The sequence below is a fragment of the Paenibacillus arenilitoris genome, assembly GCF_014705655.1.
GTDB classification, from domain to species: domain Bacteria; phylum Bacillota; class Bacilli; order Paenibacillales; family Paenibacillaceae; genus Pristimantibacillus; species Pristimantibacillus arenilitoris.
Map to the genome: position 1 here is coordinate 1 of NZ_JACXIY010000008.1, position 16,234 is coordinate 16,234.

General features: G+C 59.8%; 13 protein-coding genes and 1 pseudogene. 9 read left to right on the forward strand and 5 right to left on the reverse strand.

Going from position 1 to position 16,234, the window contains the following annotated elements:
• Nucleotides 1–73 precede the first annotated feature (73 nt).
• Nucleotides 74–490: pseudogene (locus IDH41_RS06155) on the forward strand (integrase core domain-containing protein); the annotation flags it as partial.
• A gap of 427 nt (nucleotides 491–917) precedes the next feature.
• On the opposite strand, the gene IDH41_RS06160 reads toward IDH41_RS06155, so the two are convergent.
• The gene (locus IDH41_RS06160; RefSeq protein ID WP_190859250.1) at nucleotides 918–1,538 is read right to left on the reverse strand and encodes a hypothetical protein; all 621 of its coding nucleotides are present in this window, start codon (nucleotides 1,536–1,538) and stop codon (nucleotides 918–920) included.
• Between the two features lie 595 nt (nucleotides 1,539–2,133).
• Between IDH41_RS06160 and IDH41_RS06165 the strand changes: the two genes are divergently transcribed.
• The 5 genes from IDH41_RS06165 (at nucleotide 2,134) to IDH41_RS06185 (ending at nucleotide 8,919) form a co-directional block, all read left to right on the forward strand.
• A complete protein-coding gene (locus IDH41_RS06165; protein ID WP_190859252.1) occupies nucleotides 2,134–2,754 on the forward strand; it encodes a TetR/AcrR family transcriptional regulator in 621 nt (206 codons plus the stop codon).
• 73 nt (nucleotides 2,755–2,827) lie between these two features.
• On the forward strand, nucleotides 2,828–3,712 hold the full coding sequence (locus IDH41_RS06170) for an ABC transporter ATP-binding protein (protein WP_190859254.1): 885 nt from the start codon (nucleotides 2,828–2,830) through the stop codon (nucleotides 3,710–3,712).
• 6 nt (nucleotides 3,713–3,718) lie between these two features.
• A complete protein-coding gene (locus IDH41_RS06175; RefSeq protein WP_190859256.1) occupies nucleotides 3,719–4,516 on the forward strand; it encodes an ABC transporter permease subunit in 798 nt (265 codons plus the stop codon).
• Nucleotides 4,517–4,531: 15 nt separating this feature from the next.
• Nucleotides 4,532–5,329 (forward strand): ABC transporter permease subunit, encoded by a 798-nt coding sequence (locus IDH41_RS06180; RefSeq protein WP_190859258.1) that lies wholly within the window; start codon nucleotides 4,532–4,534, stop codon nucleotides 5,327–5,329.
• Between the two features lie 515 nt (nucleotides 5,330–5,844).
• Nucleotides 5,845–8,919, forward strand: coding sequence for a hybrid sensor histidine kinase/response regulator (locus IDH41_RS06185; protein WP_190859260.1), 3,075 nt, complete (start codon nucleotides 5,845–5,847; stop codon nucleotides 8,917–8,919).
• On the opposite strand, the gene IDH41_RS06190 is transcribed toward IDH41_RS06185, so the two are convergent.
• A complete protein-coding gene (locus IDH41_RS06190; RefSeq protein WP_190859262.1) occupies nucleotides 8,893–10,032 on the reverse strand; it encodes a response regulator in 1,140 nt (379 codons plus the stop codon). The two genes, IDH41_RS06185 and IDH41_RS06190, sit on opposite strands and share 27 nt — an antisense overlap.
• 139 nt (nucleotides 10,033–10,171) lie before the next feature.
• On the opposite strand from IDH41_RS06190, the gene IDH41_RS06195 reads away from it, so the two are divergent.
• Both IDH41_RS06195 and IDH41_RS06200 read left to right on the forward strand, forming a co-directional pair.
• Nucleotides 10,172–10,561, forward strand: coding sequence for a response regulator (locus IDH41_RS06195; protein ID WP_190859264.1), 390 nt, complete (start codon nucleotides 10,172–10,174; stop codon nucleotides 10,559–10,561).
• Between the two features lie 110 nt (nucleotides 10,562–10,671).
• Entirely contained in the window at nucleotides 10,672–11,919 is a 1,248-nt protein-coding gene (locus tag IDH41_RS06200) for a TolB family protein (RefSeq protein WP_190859266.1), read from the forward strand.
• Between the two features lie 59 nt (nucleotides 11,920–11,978).
• On the opposite strand, the gene IDH41_RS06205 is transcribed toward IDH41_RS06200, so the two are convergent.
• The 3 genes from IDH41_RS06205 to IDH41_RS06215 all read right to left on the reverse strand — a co-directional run bounded on the left by IDH41_RS06205 (nucleotide 11,979) and on the right by IDH41_RS06215 (nucleotide 15,062).
• Nucleotides 11,979–12,917, reverse strand: a complete 939-nt coding sequence (locus IDH41_RS06205; RefSeq protein WP_397327570.1) for an MraY family glycosyltransferase — start codon at nucleotides 12,915–12,917, stop codon at nucleotides 11,979–11,981.
• 116 nt (nucleotides 12,918–13,033) lie between these two features.
• Nucleotides 13,034–13,573: a type III secretion system chaperone family protein gene (locus IDH41_RS06210; protein WP_190859270.1), complete on the reverse strand. Its 540-nt coding sequence runs from the start codon at nucleotides 13,571–13,573 to the stop codon at nucleotides 13,034–13,036.
• A 19-nt stretch (nucleotides 13,574–13,592) separates the two neighbouring features.
• On the reverse strand, nucleotides 13,593–15,062 hold the full coding sequence (locus IDH41_RS06215) for a hypothetical protein (protein WP_190859271.1): 1,470 nt from the start codon (nucleotides 15,060–15,062) through the stop codon (nucleotides 13,593–13,595).
• A gap of 261 nt (nucleotides 15,063–15,323) precedes the next feature.
• Here IDH41_RS06215 and IDH41_RS06220 point away from each other — a divergent pair, with 261 nt between their 5' ends.
• The gene (locus IDH41_RS06220) at nucleotides 15,324–16,232 is read left to right on the forward strand and encodes an NAD(P)/FAD-dependent oxidoreductase (protein WP_190859273.1); all 909 of its coding nucleotides are present in this window, start codon (nucleotides 15,324–15,326) and stop codon (nucleotides 16,230–16,232) included.
• Nucleotides 16,233–16,234 lie beyond the last annotated feature (2 nt).

Below are 16,234 nucleotides of genomic sequence, written 5' to 3' on the forward strand. Positions count from 1 at the left end.
CATTATAACGCCTCCTACAGGCAACAATTAGTTACCTCTAAGAGTTAGACAAATGTTTCCAAAATCCTTTAGTGCCGTCTATATAGAGACACTGTACAGCCTAGGCATCACGCCCTCCCGAAGCCGACCGCGCGTCAGCAACGACAACCCCTATGCTGAATCAATTTTCCGCACGTGCAAGTACCGCCCTGGTTATCCGGCGAACGGCTTCAAAGACCTAACAGAGGCTCGTGTTTGGGTCAAGCAATTTGCTCGCTGGTACAACGACGAGCATCGTCATAGCGGACTGAATTTCATTACACCGAGTCAGCGACATAAAGGACTGGCAAACGATGTGTTTGAGAAACGCAAAGAAGTTTACGAAGCCGCAAAAGCCAAGAACCCGAGTCGCTGGTCTGGCGAAGTACGTGATTGGAGCTTAGAAGATGAAGTCTGGCTCAATCCTGAAAAAGCGACTCTTATTCAGGCTGCACAAAAATCGCTAACTTGACGGTATACTTTTCTTAAAGAAATCGCGACAACTATCTTGACAAACGCCGCAGTTGAGCGCGCAACTTGGCGATGTTCGCAGATAGCAAGGCAAGTGTTGCATGGCAGCACGGCGACGGAATGGATAGCAAGGCAAGTGTTGCATGGCAGCACGGCTGCGGTGAGGAAAGGATGGCGAGTGTTGCGCGGCAGCACGGCGACGGAATGGATAGCAAGAAGGTGCTGTGCGACAACATGGAGACCGTTGCGTGATAGCATAGCAGCGTTGCGAGGCACCAGGCAGGGGATTTAGAAGCCAGCTCCTTGCGAGAGGGTGCGTCTAGCAACGCAGAGACGCGGGCGTGCATCATTTTGCCGGGGCGAGCCCGGTGTCCCGCACGGTGCGACGCAATCGATATCCCACATTCGGGCTTTGAGAAGAAGCGATGCTAAGGCCGCTGCAACGGGATCGCGATTTCCACGAAATCGGTCCCCATTACCTTTATGCCATTCTTGTCCTTGGAGCCGACTTCGACAACCATTTTGAATGTCTCCTGCAGCGTCTCCGCCTCTTGATCATGAACGAGGTCGATGACGACAGTCCCCGTCCCGCCTTCCGCCGGTTTATAACTTCGATCGCGTCCCACTTCTACCCTCGCGTGCCATTCTACGTCCGTATCCGCGGTCATCCAAGTCGATACGTAGTCATCGGAGTCGGATTGAGCTTTGGAATCGGGATAGCTGCTTAAAATATTTGAAACATACCACTGCTTAGGTATATTGAAAGCGATGCCGCCCCAGTCGTCGGGGTCGACCTCGATCGAAGCGACGATTCGTATTTGCTTAGCCTCTCCTTCGCCACCAAGGACAAATAGGGTGCCTTTGGCCGTTGTATCCAATTGACCGGAGACGGCGGTTACGGCGAAGGTTTCCGAATGTATGACACTTTCGTTGGCCGCTGCGTGCCGAACGGCTTGTTCCGGCCGGAAGGATATCCATATGACAAGCGTTACCGCCGCGATCGCGATCAGCGCGACAGCCGGCAAAATGAATCTTCTCCGTATGTTCATCGATCCGACCTCCAATTCCATGGCAGTTATTATAGAACAGGTTACTAATCATAAAATTACTATAATTTGATAAATAAAGCATCTCAATTTTTGACCAGAGGGCGTTCATATTACCATTCAGGCGGCGAAATCGTCAAATTCGCATCATTCGCCGCTTGGAGAAGCCGCCCGAACGAAGGGCGGCTTCTTCGCGCGCATATAAGAATTCGGGCGAGGCGGCGGGTAAGGGACGTCCATCCTTGGAATTTCACATAGAGAGCGCCTCCCAAAAGCGGAATAAGGTCAAACCGATGCGATTCCGCCAGCAGAAACGAGTAATCGGAAGCGAATGTGGCATCCGGTTCCGGTCAGGCGCAGCAAGTGAGCAAAACGGAGAATAGAGCGATTTAAACGTACATGTACAACCGTTGACCACCTTGGTCAACAGGTGTAAAATGGCATTGACCACATTGGTCAACGTGCTTTTGGCGCTTACGGACGGTCCCGCCGTCGAATCGCCGGCGAGTCAAAGCCGTTGGCCGGTGGAACAAGTGCCGCAGGCCCGGATTGTGTCTCCGGACGAGTGCGGCAGCCTATGCGCATAGGAGGATTTTACGTGTTCGACAAGTTTCTAAGCATCGACGAAGAGAAGCGGCAGCGCGTCATTAACGCGGCCCTCAAGGTATTCGCCCAGAAGGGCTACCAGGCGGCGTCGACGAACGAGATCGCCCGCGAGGCGGGCATTTCGAAGGGATTGCTGTTTCATTATTTTACGAGCAAGAAGGATCTGTACCTGTACCTGTACGACTACGCGGTCAAGCTGATAACCGAGACGATCGAGCAATTCGTCGATCCGGAGGAACGCGATTACTTCGAGCGGCTGAAGCAAATCGCGCAGGTGAAGCTGTCCGTGCTGAACGATCATCCCGACCTGCTGGGCTTCCAGAAGACGATCTTCTTCGAGGACAGCGCCGAGGTGAGCGCCGAGCTGAAGGCCCGCAGCAAGGAAATCGCGGAGACCGCTTATTACCGGCTGTTCGCGGACATCGACAAGAGCAAGTTCAGGCCGGACATCGACGCCGACCGGGCGATTAACGTTATTTTGTGGGCGCTCGAAGGGATGGGCGAGGCGGAGAGGGCGAGGCACAGGGCGCTCGGGATCGACCTGGATATCCCCTATATGATGGAGGAGTTCGACCGGTACTTGGAGCTGTTCAAAACGAGCTTTTACAAGTGAAACGCCGGGTTTCGGCTGCTACGGCCGCGCGATGCCGGATGCGGCGCGAACCAAGACGAGGGAGGAATGCGGCATGGCTGTCATTGAACTGAACGGGCTGACCAAAACTTACGGAGGAGCAAGAGGCGTAACCGATCTCAGCTTCACGGTGGAGGAGGGGGAGATCTTCGGCTTCATCGGACCGAACGGCGCGGGCAAGTCGACGACGATCCGGACGATGCTAGGGCTAATCTACCCCACGAGCGGCAGCGCGCGCATTTTCGGCAAGGATTGCATCGAGCACGGCCCGGAGATCAAGAAGGAGATCGGCTATTTGCCGTCCGAAGTATTCTATTACGACAACATGCGGGTCAAGGATTTGCTGAATTACTCCGCGAGCTTCTACAAGAAGGACTGCGCGGGGCGCATCAAAGCGTTGGCGGAACGAATGGAGCTGGACTTGACCAAGAAGATCGACGATCTTTCCCTCGGCAACAAAAAGAAGGTCGGCATCGTGCAAGGGCTGCTGCATTCGCCGAAGCTCATCATACTCGACGAACCGACGAGCGGCCTCGATCCGCTCATGCAGCAGCGTTTCTTCGAGCTGCTGGAGGAGGAGAACAAGCGCGGAGCGACCATTCTGTTCTCCTCGCATATTTTGAGCGAGGTGCAGCGGCTGTGCAATCGCGTGGCCATTATCAAGGAAGGCCGGCTAATGGCGCTGGAGAAGATGAGCGAGCTGAAGGAGAACACCTACAAGCGCTTCAAGCTTCAACCGGCGGGTCAGGTCGCCCCCGGAGCGTTCGCCATCCCCGGAGTGACGGAGTGGAAGCAGGAGGATGGCGAAGTCAGCTTCCTGTACAAAGGCAACATCAACGAAATTACGCGCCGGATCGCTGAGCTGGACCTTCGGAACATGTGGGTGGAGGAGCCGGATCTGGAGGAAATCTTCATGCATTATTACGTGAAGGGGGCGTAAGCGGCCATGAACATATTTTGGTACGAGCTGAAGGCGTATCGCGGCACGACGCTCCTCTGGACGGCGTCCTTGGCCGGTATCGTGCTGCTCATGATGGCGATGTTCCCTTCCTTCGCGAAGGACGCGGACGCGTTCCGCGAGGTGCTGCAATCGATGCCGGAGGCCGTTATGAAGGCAGTCGGGCTTCAGCTGGATTCCATAACGTCGCTGATCGGCTTTTATTCGTACATCTTTACCTACGTGACGCTGTGCGGCTCTATACAGGCTATGCATCTGGGGACTTCCATCCTGTCGAAGGAGGGGAGGGAGAAGACAGCGGACTTCCTGCTCGCCAAACCCGTGACGCGCGGAGCCGTGTTCGCCGCCAAGTCGCTGGCCGCGCTGACGCTGCTCCTGCTGACGAACGCCGTCTTCTTCGGAGCAGCCGGCCTGATCGCCACGGCGGTTAAGATTGCGAGCTTCGACTTCGGAATCTTCGCGCTCATTACGTTGTCCCTGCTGCTGATCCAGCTGGTGTTCCTCGCGATCGGCTTCGCCGCGGCGCTGCTGCTGCCGCGCATGAAGACGGTGCTGCCGGTGACGCTCGGCACGGTGTTCGCGTTCTTCATCATTTCGTTCATCGGGGCGTCGACGGGCGACGGCAAGCTTCGTTATTTGACGCCGTTCCAATATTTCGACCGCAGCTATATCGCGGCGCATGGCGGCTACGAGCCGGAATTTCTCATTGCGTCGGCCGTCATTGCAGCGGTATGCCTGACGTACGGAATCGTTCGATATGCGAAGCGCGACGTTCAAGCGACGTAAGGAGGGAGGAAGAAGATGAATCTATTTCGGAGGGAAATGAAGGCCAGTCGGAAGTCGCTGCTCATCTGGATCGTCGGTATTATCGCGATGGTGGCGGGCGGCATGGGCAAATACGCGGGCATGGCGGAGTCCGGCGATTCCATGAACGAGCTGATGGCCGACCTGCCGAAGACGCTGCAAGCGGTGTTCGGGGTCGCCGACCTGGATATTTCGACGCCGATCGGCTATTATGGGGTGTTGTTCCTCTATCTGCTGCTGATGGCAGCGGTGCATGCCTCCATGCTGGGCGCGAATATTTTGTCCAAGGAGGAGAGGGACAAAACCTCGGAGTTTCTGCTCGCCAAGCCGATCTCCAGGGACCGGCTGCTGACGGCCAAGCTGCTGGCGGGGCTCGTCCATTTAATCGTGTTCAATGCGGCGATGTGGGCGAGCTCCGTGCTGGTCGTGGGGCAATATGCCGCCGAAGGCGAGTCCGTCGCGGCTCCGATCGCGGAGCTGATGCTGGGCATGCTGCTGGTACAGTTCGTGTTCCTGAGCGCAGGCTTTGCCGTCGCGGGAGCGGGCGGACGCCCGAAAAGGGCCGTCGCGATCTCCGCCGGGGTCATGCTGCTGACGTTTCTGCTGTCGGTGGCCGTCGAGGTGAGCGGCAGCATCGACTTCCTGCGCTTCCTGTCGCCGTTCCAATACGCGGATGCGGCGGAGGTTATCGAAAGCGGGCTTGGCCTCGGCTTCGTCCTGACGGGAGTGGCGATCGCGGCCTTATGCCTCTTCGCGGCGTTCGTCGGCTACCGGCGGCGGGATATACAGGTGTGAACCGGAGGTGGGCAGGCAGGCGAAGGAGACCGCCTGCCTGAGCTAACGGTGTTTAATTAAGGAGAATGCCCGTTACAATCGATGCCTATTCGCATCGACTGTAACGGGCATTTTTTTGTTATTCGAGGAACCGATGACGCTCGTCCCCAGAGGGAATAACATCGGAGGAGCCGATGCGACGACCATTACGCGAGCGAAAGCCATCCGACCTCTAGACTTATTTTTTAATTTCAAAAACTGAAACAAAATGTAAAAAAAGGCGGATTCGTAGGTGTTTAGTTTCAAATTTTGCAACTAAATCGGTTAATGTCAAAGGTGAAGCGTGAATGATATCGTCTAACTTCATATTTTAAAACTAAACAAGGAGTGTGCGGAGTTAAACACAATTTAGTTTCATTTTTTGATATTAGCATCCGCGCCTTTTCCTTTGCCCTATCGGCGGAAATGGCATATAATCGGTTCGAATCTTGCCGATCGAAGAAGCCGCCCAATCGTTCGTCCGAGGAGCCGAGTCCATGAACAACCGAGTGCTGCATGTCGCCGCGGCCGTCATCGTCGCCGTCATCCTGCCTGTCTATTTCATTATCCTGTCCGTCTATCCATCCTTCCACCAGCCACGCGCGGCGGACGGCTTCCTCGACTTGTCCGGCTGGGATCCGGCCCGGGACGGAACGGTTCCGTTAACCGGGGAATGGGAGTTCTATCCGCACCGGCTGCTGCTCCCCGGGCAATTCGGCGAAGCGGACGAGCCGTCCCTCGCGCAGGTGCCCGGCAAGTGGAACCGTTACTTGGAGCGGGAGCCGGGCGACCTGCCCGGGCACGGCTATGCGACGTACAGGCTCCGGATCAAGCTGGACCGCGGCGCCGATGCCGTGTACGGCATCCGGACGTCCAATATAAGAATGGCGAACCGGATCTTCCTGAACGGAGAGGAGATCGGGGCGAGCGGCGACCCCGGCGCGAGCGCGGACGAAGATGCCCAGCGCAACATCCCTTACGTCGGCTTTGAAAAAATCGAAGGCGGAACGGCGGAGCTTATCGTCCACGTGTCCAATTACAGCTACTCCTCGGGCGGCATCATCTATCCGATCCTGTTCGGCGAGCAAAAAGCCATCCAGAAAAGCAGGGAGCTCGCCATCTTCAAGGACGCCATCATATTCGCCTGCTTTCTTGTGCCCGCCGCTTATTTTCTGCTTCTGTACGGCATGAGGAAGAAGGAGCGTTCGTTGCTTTATTTGGGCCTGTTCAGCTTGACGGCGCTCCTGTACATGCTTGTGCAGGGCGAGAAGCTGATTGCGGCGGTCGTGCCGGGCATTCCGCATTGGCTCGTGATGAAGCTGCAGTTCTCGTCTTCCACCGTCGCCTACTACTTCTTGCTCCGATCGGTGGACCGGATCGTCCCCCATGTCGTGCCGAAGAAGCTGCTAACCGCGGCGCGGCGGATCGTGGCCTTCCTTATGCTCGGCGCCGCCTGCCTGCCCGCCGCCTGGATCGCGCAGGGGGAGCCGGTATTCGTCGCGGCCGGATTCGTGTCCGTCTGCATCATTACGTATCTGCTGCTGAAGGGCATGCGAAGAAAGCGCGGCGATTATCTCTATCTGCTGCTCAGCGCGCAAAGCTTGTTCGTTATCATCCTGATGAGCCTGCTGCAGGTGGCGGGCGTGCTGAACGAGGCGATCGTCATTCCTTACGAAATGATCGTGCTCATCCTGTCGCAGACGCTGCTGCAGGGGAAGCATTTCGCCGCGTCGGTGCGGGAGGTGGAGCAGCTGTCGGGACGGCTGCAGAAGCTCGACGGCCTCAAGGACGAATTTATGGCCAATACGTCCCACGAGCTGCGCACGCCGCTGCACGGCATCGTCAATATCGCGCAATCGATGCTCGAAGGCGCCGCGGGCGCGATCCATAACCGGAAGCAGGCGGAGCATCTGGCGATGATCGTCAGCACCGGGAAGCAATTGTCGCTGCTGGTCAACGACATTCTCGATTTCGCCAAGCTGGAGAATGGGGAAATCAAGCTGCACCGGCGCACGGTGCATTTGCCGGCGGTGGCCGAATCGGTCATCGAGGTGATCCGCCATCTGCTCGCGGGCAAAGACGTGCGGTTAGTCCGGCAGTGGCCGGACGAGCTTCCGCCGCTTAGCGCGGACGAGGACCGTCTGCGCCAAATTTTGTACAACCTGCTCGGCAACGCGGCGAAATTCACGACCCGCGGCGAAATCGCGCTCGTCGCCGAGGCCGGTGACGGCTTTGTGACGGTGAAGGTGGAGGATACGGGGCAAGGCATCGCGTCCGACCGCTTCGACGATTTGTTCGAATCATCGCTCCACGCCGGAGCCGCGGACCGGAGAGCGTTCGAAGGCTCGGGGCTCGGCCTTAGCATAACGAAGAAGCTGGTCGAGCTGCACGGAGGGACGATCGACGTAGAGTCGAAGCTGGGCAGAGGGTCGACGTTCTCGTTCACGATTCCGGTCGCCGGCGATGCCGGGGAGGCGCCCGGCCGGGCCGCGGCGGAAGCGGCGGCCGCGCTTGAGACGGGCTTCCTGCCGGGAGAGAATGCCGATGCGCCGCCGATGCCTCCCGAATTCCGCGTGCTTGCCGTCGACGACGATCCGGTCAATCTGCAGGTGCTCGTCAACCTGCTGTCGCTGGAACGATGCGAGGTCGTCGCGGCTAGCCGGGCGGCGGAAGCGCTGAGCTGCTTGTCCGGCTCTACCCCGTTCGATCTCGTCGTGACGGATTGGATGATGCCGGGCATGTCGGGGCTCGAGCTGTGCCGGACGATCCGCCGCACGCACAGCCTGTCCGAGCTGCCGGTGCTGCTGCTGACCGCAAGGGGCCGGCCGGGCGATATCGAGGCGGGCTTCGAAGCGGGCATTAACGACTTCCTAAGCAAGCCGGTCGATGCCGGCGAGCTGCGGGCGCGCGTGAGGACGCTGCTGAAGCTGAAGCAATCCGTAAGAGAGGCGATGCAATCGGAGCTTGCGTTCCTGCAGGCGCAGATCAAGCCTCATTTTCTGTACAACGCGCTGAACACGATTATCGCCGTCTGCCCGGCCGATCCGTATAAGGCGATGGATTTGCTGATGGAATTAAGCCAGTTTCTGCGAAGCAGCTTCGACTTCCGAAGCCGCGAGAGGCTGACGACGGTCAAGAAGGAGCTGGAGCTCGTCCGGTCGTATTTGGCGCTGGAGAAAGCCCGGTTCGACGAGCGGCTCCAGGTCGAATTCGAGGTGAGCGGGGACGGGAACGCGCTCATTCCGCCGCTGTGCATCCAGCCGATCGTCGAGAACGCGGTCAACCACGGCGTCATGAAGAGGCAAAGCGGAGGGACGGTGCGCGTCCGCATCGAGGAAGCGGACGAGGGCGTCAAGGTTTCGGTGGCGGACGACGGCGTCGGCGTCTCGCCGGAGCGGATCGAGGAGGCGCTGTCGGAATCCGGCGCGGGCCGGGTCGGTCTCAAAAACATCCAAAGAAGGCTCGTCGCCCTCTACGGCGACGGCCTGCGCATCGACACCGCCCCGCACCAAGGCACGAAGGTCGAATTTCTCGTGCCGAAGGCGTCAGCCGCGGGAAGACCGAAGCAGTAGCTCGTACGTTTGCTTCGTCCGCGGCTCGGGCTCGATGCCGAGCTCCTGCTCGATAAGCCGGCAGAACGATGCATAGCAGCTTTGCAGAGCGTTGTCGTCTCGCAAGTCCGCGTATACGGTCATCAGCTTCCGACAGATCACCTCGGAATAGGGGTCCTTCTCCTGCGCATCCAACAGCAGCGGAACGGCGTTCGCATGGCGTCCGGCCGCCGCTTCGGTCTGGGCCGCCGCCAGCACGAAGTCAACGTATTTCTGCCGAAGCTGCTCCCGCCTCGGCTTGGCCCAGGCGTAATCATGCTCCTCCAAATACGGTCCGGCGTACAGCCGCAGAACGTCCGCATAAGGCTGCCGCCGCCCGCCCGCCTTATGCGGCTCGGCCAAGCCTTGCTCGAACAGCTCGACGTCGGTCGTCAGATGGTCGGCATTCAGCCGGTAGCCTTCCTGCGCGTATTCGACGGCCGCGTCGATTTCCCATTCCTTCAGCAGCTTCCGGATTTGATACACCGAAGTGTGCAAATGCGTGGTCGCTTTGTCCGGCGGATAATCCGGCCACAGCAGGTCGAGGATGACGTCCTTGTCGATCCATTTGCCCTTCTGATGCAGCATGTAGGCGAACAGCTCCTGCGCTTTGGCGGTGCGCCACTTGAGCCTCGCCCCGCTCTGGCCGCCGCCGCGGAAATCGAGCCGCCGAAAGGCGAGAATCGCCGCCTCGCGGCCGGGCTCGTCCGGTTCTTGCCGGGCGGCGGCCGTCATGCCGGCGTACTCGGCGATTCTCTCGACCGTCTTGGCCAGCCTCGCCGGGCTGACCGGCTTCAGCAAATAGTCGAGAGCGTTGAGCTCGAACGCCTCGATCGCGTACTCGGAGAAAGCCGTCACGTAGACGATGCGGATACGGGGATCGATTTGCAAAAAATAGTTGGCGGCCTCCAGGCCGTTCATTTCCGGCATGCCGATATCGAGAAAGACGAAGTCCGTCGCCGTCTTGCTTACATGCTCCAACGCTTCGCGGGCCGTCGTAAATTTGCCGGCGACCGCAAGCCGCCCTTCCTCGGCGAGCATCCGCTCCAGATGAAGCAGCGCCGGTTTTTCGTCGTCTACCAGAATAGCGTTCATGGCTGCAGCTCCTTGGCGAATGATGGTCGTTTCCTTCTACTATTCGCTTTCTGCCAGCTTGTTTCCTGTTGTTCAGAAACTGTTCAGCGCGAAGAGGTATGCTTGTAGGAAGGCTAAGGGGTTAAGGGGGAACAGGCGGATGGCAACCGTACTAATCGTAGATGATTCCAAATTCGATCGTGAAACGTTAAAAGCGCTCCTGGAGGATGCAGGGCATCAGGTCGTGGGCGAAGCGGAGGACGGGGCGGAAGCCTACGTGCAGTATTTGCGTCTGCAGCCCGACCTCGTGACGATGGATATCGAGATGCCCGGAACGGACGGCGTGAAGGCGCTCCGCAAAATTTTGTATCACTTCCCGGACGCGAAGATCGTCATGGTCAGCGCGATTGCCGAAAAGGGCGTCGTCATGCGGACGGTGTGGCTCGGGGCGAAGCATTTCGTCGCGAAGCCGATCGCCGCGAATAAATTTCTTGCGATCGTCAATTCGGTGTTAGGCGGAACGAACAAAGCCAGCTCGGCGTCTTTTTAGACGCCGGCCGGCTTTTTTTCTTGCATGATTCATCCGTCCGAGGGAACCGTATGGGTTAGAGGCTTTGTCTGCCAGGCGGACTGGGCGCGAAGCCGCATAGGAGGGGATCGATGATGCACATGAGAGGAAGAGCCGTCTTGCTTGCGCTTCTTCCGGTTTTATTATGGTGGCTCGGAGGCGGCGTCGTTCACGCGGCCAGGACGGATGTGCCGGCAGCGGCTTTCGTGCGGGGAGGCGACCTATGGCTGAAGGAAGGCGCGGACGAGCGAAAGCTGGCGGACGGACCGTTCATCCGGAATCCGAAGTGGTCGTTCGACGGCGAATGGCTCGCTTTCACGAAGGGCGAGCAGGAGCGGGAGCTATGGGTGGTCCATGCGCCGACGGGCCGCCGTTCCTTGGTAACGGCGGCGGGAAGCCGCTACTTTGAGTGGTCGCCGGCGGATCTCAAGCTCGCTTACCGGACGGAGCGGCGGCTGCAATACGTCGACGCCAGGCAGCCGGACAAGCCGATCGCGTCGGCCGACGGCATCGGCAATTACTCGTGGCTGCCGGATGGGAAGGGCTTCTTCGCCTCCTCCGGCTCGGAGCTGCAGCCGGACGGCTGGACGCCGGTCATCCTGTACGAAATTCCGCTTCGGGCGCTGGGCGATCCGGACCGATACGTGACCGTTCACGTGCTGCCGAGACCGTCCGACGAATTTTTTGCCGTCGGCACCAGCTCGTTCAAATGGTCCGCGGACGGCCGCTGGATCGCTTTTCTCGCGACGCCGACCGCTTCACTGTCCGCGGACAGCAATACGCTCTGCGTCGTTTCGGCCGACGGCGTCGTGTTCCGGACGCTGGATGAGATGGCGAACAACGAGCAATGGTTCGAGTGGGCGCCGAATGACGACCGGCTGGCCTTCATCAAGGGGGTCGGACGCGATGCCGGCGTGAACAAGCGGCTGAAGGTGCTCGATGTCGCCACCGGCAGATCGGCGGTGTATACGCCGGAGGGCTTCGCCGATCAGAGCTTGGTCTGGCAGGGACCGGGGCAAATCGTCGTGTCGAGGGCGAAGGAATCCGCGCGGGACGTCAGCCTGAACGACCGGGACAAGCCGCGATTGTTCGCCATCGAGCTTGCGAGCGGGAGGCAGTCCGGGCTGACGAAGCCGCCCGCGGGCTTCGGCGATTACGTCCAGGCCGCGCTGCGGAACCGGCTGTCGTGGGTCAGGAGCGACGGGAAGACCGCGAACGCGCTGCTGAGCCGTCCGAACGGCAGGCGCGCAGCCTTGTGGATCGAGGGGCTCGATCAGGCATCGAATTATTACGGTCAGTGGTACTGGAACGAGGTTTTGCGATTGTTCGATCGGCGATAAATCGGAAGGGGCCGTCCTCTTCGGGCAATTAGCCTGAAGGGACGGCCCCTTGTTCGCGTTTAGATCTGAACGAGCAGCAGAATGATCGAGGACAAGCACAAGCAGGTGCTGATCAAGCAGAGGAACATGACCACCTGCTTCGTATTGAGCCCGGCCCGAAGCAGCCGGTAATGCGCCTGGCTGGCGTCGGCCTGGTAGATCGCTTTGCCTTGCAGCATTCGCCGGATGACGACGAACACGTTGTCGAAGATCGGCACCCCGAGCGCGAGAATCGGAATGAAGAGCGACATGATGGTCGCCTGCTTAAATGCGCCGTCCAGCGCGATGACCGCCAGAATGAAGCCGATGAAGGTCGCGCCTGCGTCTCCCATAAATATTTTGGCGGGAGGTTTATTGTAGCGCAGGTAAGCGACGGTCACGCCGACCAGAATAATCGCCATAATGGCCGAGTTGGACTGCCCCTTGGCGATGGCGACGATGAACAGCGTAACCGCCGATATCGCGGCCAGTCCGCCGGCCAGCCCGTCCATGCCGTCGGAGAAGTTGATGACCGTCGTCACGCCGAATATCCATAGAATCGTCAGCAGGAACTGCAAGATGACGGGCAGCACCACGTATTCGCCGGAGAACGGGTTGTAAAACCCGGTAAACGCGATGCCGGAGGCGTATACGAGCACGGCGGCCGAGATTTGGACGATGAACTTCGGCAGCGAAGGGAAATCCTTGCCCTTCGTTTTGTACCAGTCATCGACCGTTCCGATAATGAGCAGCAGCACTCCGCCGGCGATCAGGGCGCCGGTCTGCAGGGAGAAGTCTCTCGTCACGAGCAGGTACGTCGCGAAGAAGCCGATAAAGATGACGTAGCTCGCGGTCAGCGGGATCGGCTCCCGGTGAAGCTTGCGCTCCACGTCCTTGCGGGGCTTGTCCACAAAATCAAGCCGGAACGCCAGCTTTCCGAACGGCGGAATGAGCAAATAAACGATAACAAAAGACAAGATTAACGAGAATGCGTATAAAATGATCGTCACCACCAAAAAAAAGGTATGAAGGAACAACAAAATTATACAATCGATGGAGACGATTGTCGATTGGAAGCGGTCGATGTGAGAAGATATTAATCTGCCGGAAACAGACAATCGAGGGCTTCTCCGGCGGATAGGCGGCCTTCCGCGACCCCGATGAACGCCTCCATATAGAGCTGATGCAAATGGAGAATGAGGCCGTTCTGCGCGTCGATCGCCTTGACGTTCGCGGCGCTGCCGTTGTCCAGAAGCAGCAGAGCGTTATGCTTGTAGTAGACGACGCCCGTATCTTCGAACAAGCCGAAAGCGCCCAGCGGAAGGATCGTATTCAGCCTGGCTGCCAGCCGAAGCAGGTCGCCGAAGCGCCCCGGCGGGACGCCCTCCGCAATGGTCGCGAACGACTGCAGCATCGCAATGCCGGCCGCTTCGGCTTCCTCCATATGCGGCAGAAAGCACAGCTCCAGCCGAAGAAGCCGCTCCTCTTCGCCGATTCCGTCAAATGGCACGACGAGCGGGCGGTACCGCGGATCGTCCGCCTCGCCTGTCCGGCCGACGGGAAATCCCGCGGCGAGATATTCGGATTCCAGCAATCGCAGCAGCTCCTGCGGCCCCGCGGCGTTCAAATGCTCCATGCCTAACCTCCCGTTAACGCTAAGTATGCAGTTTCTTCGCGATAAGCTCGACCTTCGGCGTCCCCTTCGCGGCATCCGCCGTCAAACCGATATTCCGGATCAGGCTGACGTATTCCGGCTCGGAGCCGATGACGCCTTTCTTATGGATCGTATGGGCAAGGTCGGTAATAATCTGGCTGTAGCACTGCGCGACGGAGTTGAAGCCCCGCTTCTGAAGCAGCGTTGCCCGTACCTTGGCTCTATCCGGCTTCGCCTGGGGATCGGCCGCCTGCATCTCCGCAAGCTTGTCGTCGACGCGGAGGAACCGGTCGACGACCTCTTCCTTGCGCGCGCGCTTCTTGTAAAATTTGTAGACGGCGGCGACGCCGCCGATCGCGCCCGCGGCGCCGAGCAGCAGCCAGCCTACCGGCGTGGCCGCGCTGGCGAGCAGCAGCCCGCCGCCGACGATCATCGCGGCCCCTTTCACGGCTGTGGCCGCGCTCTTGTTCCGGTTGAGGCGCTGCGTGCTCGCGCCGATGCCCGCGGCAAGCCCAAGCTGCTCGTCCTTGCCGGCGGCGTTCTTCTCGATCTCGGTCAGGTTGCCCATGCGCTTGTTGTGCGTGTAAGCCCCCGCGATGCCGCTGACCATGTAGGCGGCCCCGCCCGCCACGCCGGCCGCGCCGGCCGCCGCGGTCGCCGCCGTGCTCGTCGCCGCGCCGAGAAATTTCTGCGTGTTGACGACGCCGGTCGCGCCGAACCGGGCAAGATCGGCGACGCCGCCCCCGCCTTCGGCGACGATATTTTGCGCTTTGTCGTGCGTTCCCAGCGCCGCGTCGTGGTTCTGCGCCGCGTTGTAAATTTGCATGCCGGAGGTAATCCCGCTGAGCGCGGCCGATGCCGGGCCGAGATCCGTGACGGCGCCAAGCGCGCCTTCGTTCGAAGCGCCGAACAGGCTTTGCGCTTCGCTCACGCTCGTGGCGGCCGCGCTCGAAGCGCCCACGGACGCCGCCGCTCCTGTCGCAGCGTACGTCACGTAATCCCGCTCGGTATCCTCGTTGTAATTTTTCGTATCCTTGCCCTGCAGCGTCCGGACGATCGTCGAAAACTTGTCCCAGTCCACGCTAAAGCCGAGAAGGCCCGTCATGTTTTTTTTGGCTTTGGCCAGCGAAGGCGCGCCGCTTCCCCCGGCGAACAGGTTGACGGCTATTTTTTGCGTCATCGGGCTCAATCCTTCGAAAAAGGCGAACAAATCCGTTTTCTTGTCCTTCGCGGCTTCCGATTTGAGCCAGCTAGTTATCGCTTGTGAACCGACTTCCGATTTCGCTTCGCCGCCGGCCATTTGCAGAACGGACTGCGCGGCCCGGTTGCCCGCCGACCGCTGCAGCTGCAGCAAGCCCGCCGGCGAGGCGGGGCGCTGCGAGAACTCCGCCGTGACGGACGGCTGGCCGGGCGTCGACTTGATAGACTCGCGATAAGTTGATTTTTTCTTCTGAATGGCTTGGTTCGCCACTTTCTACCCCTCCGTGCAAGGAACAATGCTGCTGCTCGCCGATTGCGCCGTTCTCATCTGTCCGGTCCTTGTTATGTAGTTCTTTTATCATAGCACGACTTCCCGCGCCATTCTACAAAAATAGGCATGATTTCCCGGTGTTTGCCTCATGCGCGAAGCATGATTCCCCGGTCGGTCGAATAGACATAATGGACGATGCGGTAATGGAGAACGGGACAAGGCTCGGCGCGGCTTGCCCCGGGGGAAAAGGAGGCGGTCGGAATGTGGCTGGATTGCGCCGTGATCGGAGGGGGGCCGGCCGGCCTGAATGCGGCGCTCGTGCTCGGCAGGGCGAGAAGAGTCGCGATCGTGTTCGACGACAATCGGCCGCGCAACGCGGTGACGCGCGAGTCGCACGGCTTCATTACGCGCGACGGCGTCGGGCCGAAGGAATTTCGCAGGCTTGCGCACGGGGAATTGGCGAATTACCCGTCCGTGACGGTCAAGCCGGACCGGGTGGTCGGGGTCGTGCGCGGCCAGCCGGGGTTTCTGGTGCAGACGGGCAACGGCGTAATCTACCGGACGCGCACCGTCATCCTGGCAACGGGGCTCAAGGAGACGCTGCCGGCGGTGCCGGGCATACGCGAGTATTACGGCATAAGCCTGTTCAGCTGCCCTTATTGCGACGGGTGGGAGCTGCGGGATAAGCGGCTCGTCGTCATCTCGGACAGCTCCAACGCTTACCACACCGCCAAAATCGTCCGCAATTGGAGCGGGGACATCCTGCTGTGCACGAACGGGGCGAACAACGTAAGCGCCGAACAGGAGGGACTGCTGGGGCGCAGAGGCATACGGGTCAATCGAAGCCGAATCCGCGCCTTGGGCGGGGAGAGGGGCATGCTGCGCCGGATCGCGTTCGAGGACGGCGAAGAGGCGCGGCGGGAAGGGGGCTTCGTCTCCCCGAGATGGGAGCAGGGCGCGGCGTTCGGGGAGGCGCTCGGCTGCCAGGTGGCGCCATCGGGCGGCTTCGTCACGGACGATTACGGGCGAACGACCGCCATCGGCGTCTACGCGGCGGGAGACGCCTCGATCATCACCCCCTCCCAGCTTGTCATCGCGGCCGGCGAAGGGAGCAAGGCCGCCATCGGCGTCAACATGGACCTGACGAACGAGGATTTTTACGCGTATTGACG

Bases quoted from the DNA above. Each gene is read 5' to 3' on its own strand.
- IDH41_RS06160 (WP_190859250.1), bottom strand. From the start codon at position 1,538: ATGAACATACGGAGAAGATTCATTTTGCCGGCTGTCGCGCTGATCGCG.
- IDH41_RS06170 (WP_190859254.1), top strand. From the start codon at position 2,828: ATGGCTGTCATTGAACTGAACGGGCTGACCAAAACTTACGGAGGAGCA.
- IDH41_RS06175 (WP_190859256.1), top strand. From the start codon at position 3,719: ATGAACATATTTTGGTACGAGCTGAAGGCGTATCGCGGCACGACGCTC.
- IDH41_RS06180 (WP_190859258.1), top strand. From the start codon at position 4,532: ATGAATCTATTTCGGAGGGAAATGAAGGCCAGTCGGAAGTCGCTGCTC.
- IDH41_RS06185 (WP_190859260.1), top strand. From the start codon at position 5,845: ATGAACAACCGAGTGCTGCATGTCGCCGCGGCCGTCATCGTCGCCGTC.
- IDH41_RS06190 (WP_190859262.1), bottom strand. From the start codon at position 10,032: ATGAACGCTATTCTGGTAGACGACGAAAAACCGGCGCTGCTTCATCTG.
- IDH41_RS06195 (WP_190859264.1), top strand. From the start codon at position 10,172: ATGGCAACCGTACTAATCGTAGATGATTCCAAATTCGATCGTGAAACG.
- IDH41_RS06200 (WP_190859266.1), top strand. From the start codon at position 10,672: ATGATGCACATGAGAGGAAGAGCCGTCTTGCTTGCGCTTCTTCCGGTT.
- IDH41_RS06210 (WP_190859270.1), bottom strand. From the start codon at position 13,573: ATGGAGCATTTGAACGCCGCGGGGCCGCAGGAGCTGCTGCGATTGCTG.
- IDH41_RS06220 (WP_190859273.1), top strand. From the start codon at position 15,324: ATGTGGCTGGATTGCGCCGTGATCGGAGGGGGGCCGGCCGGCCTGAAT.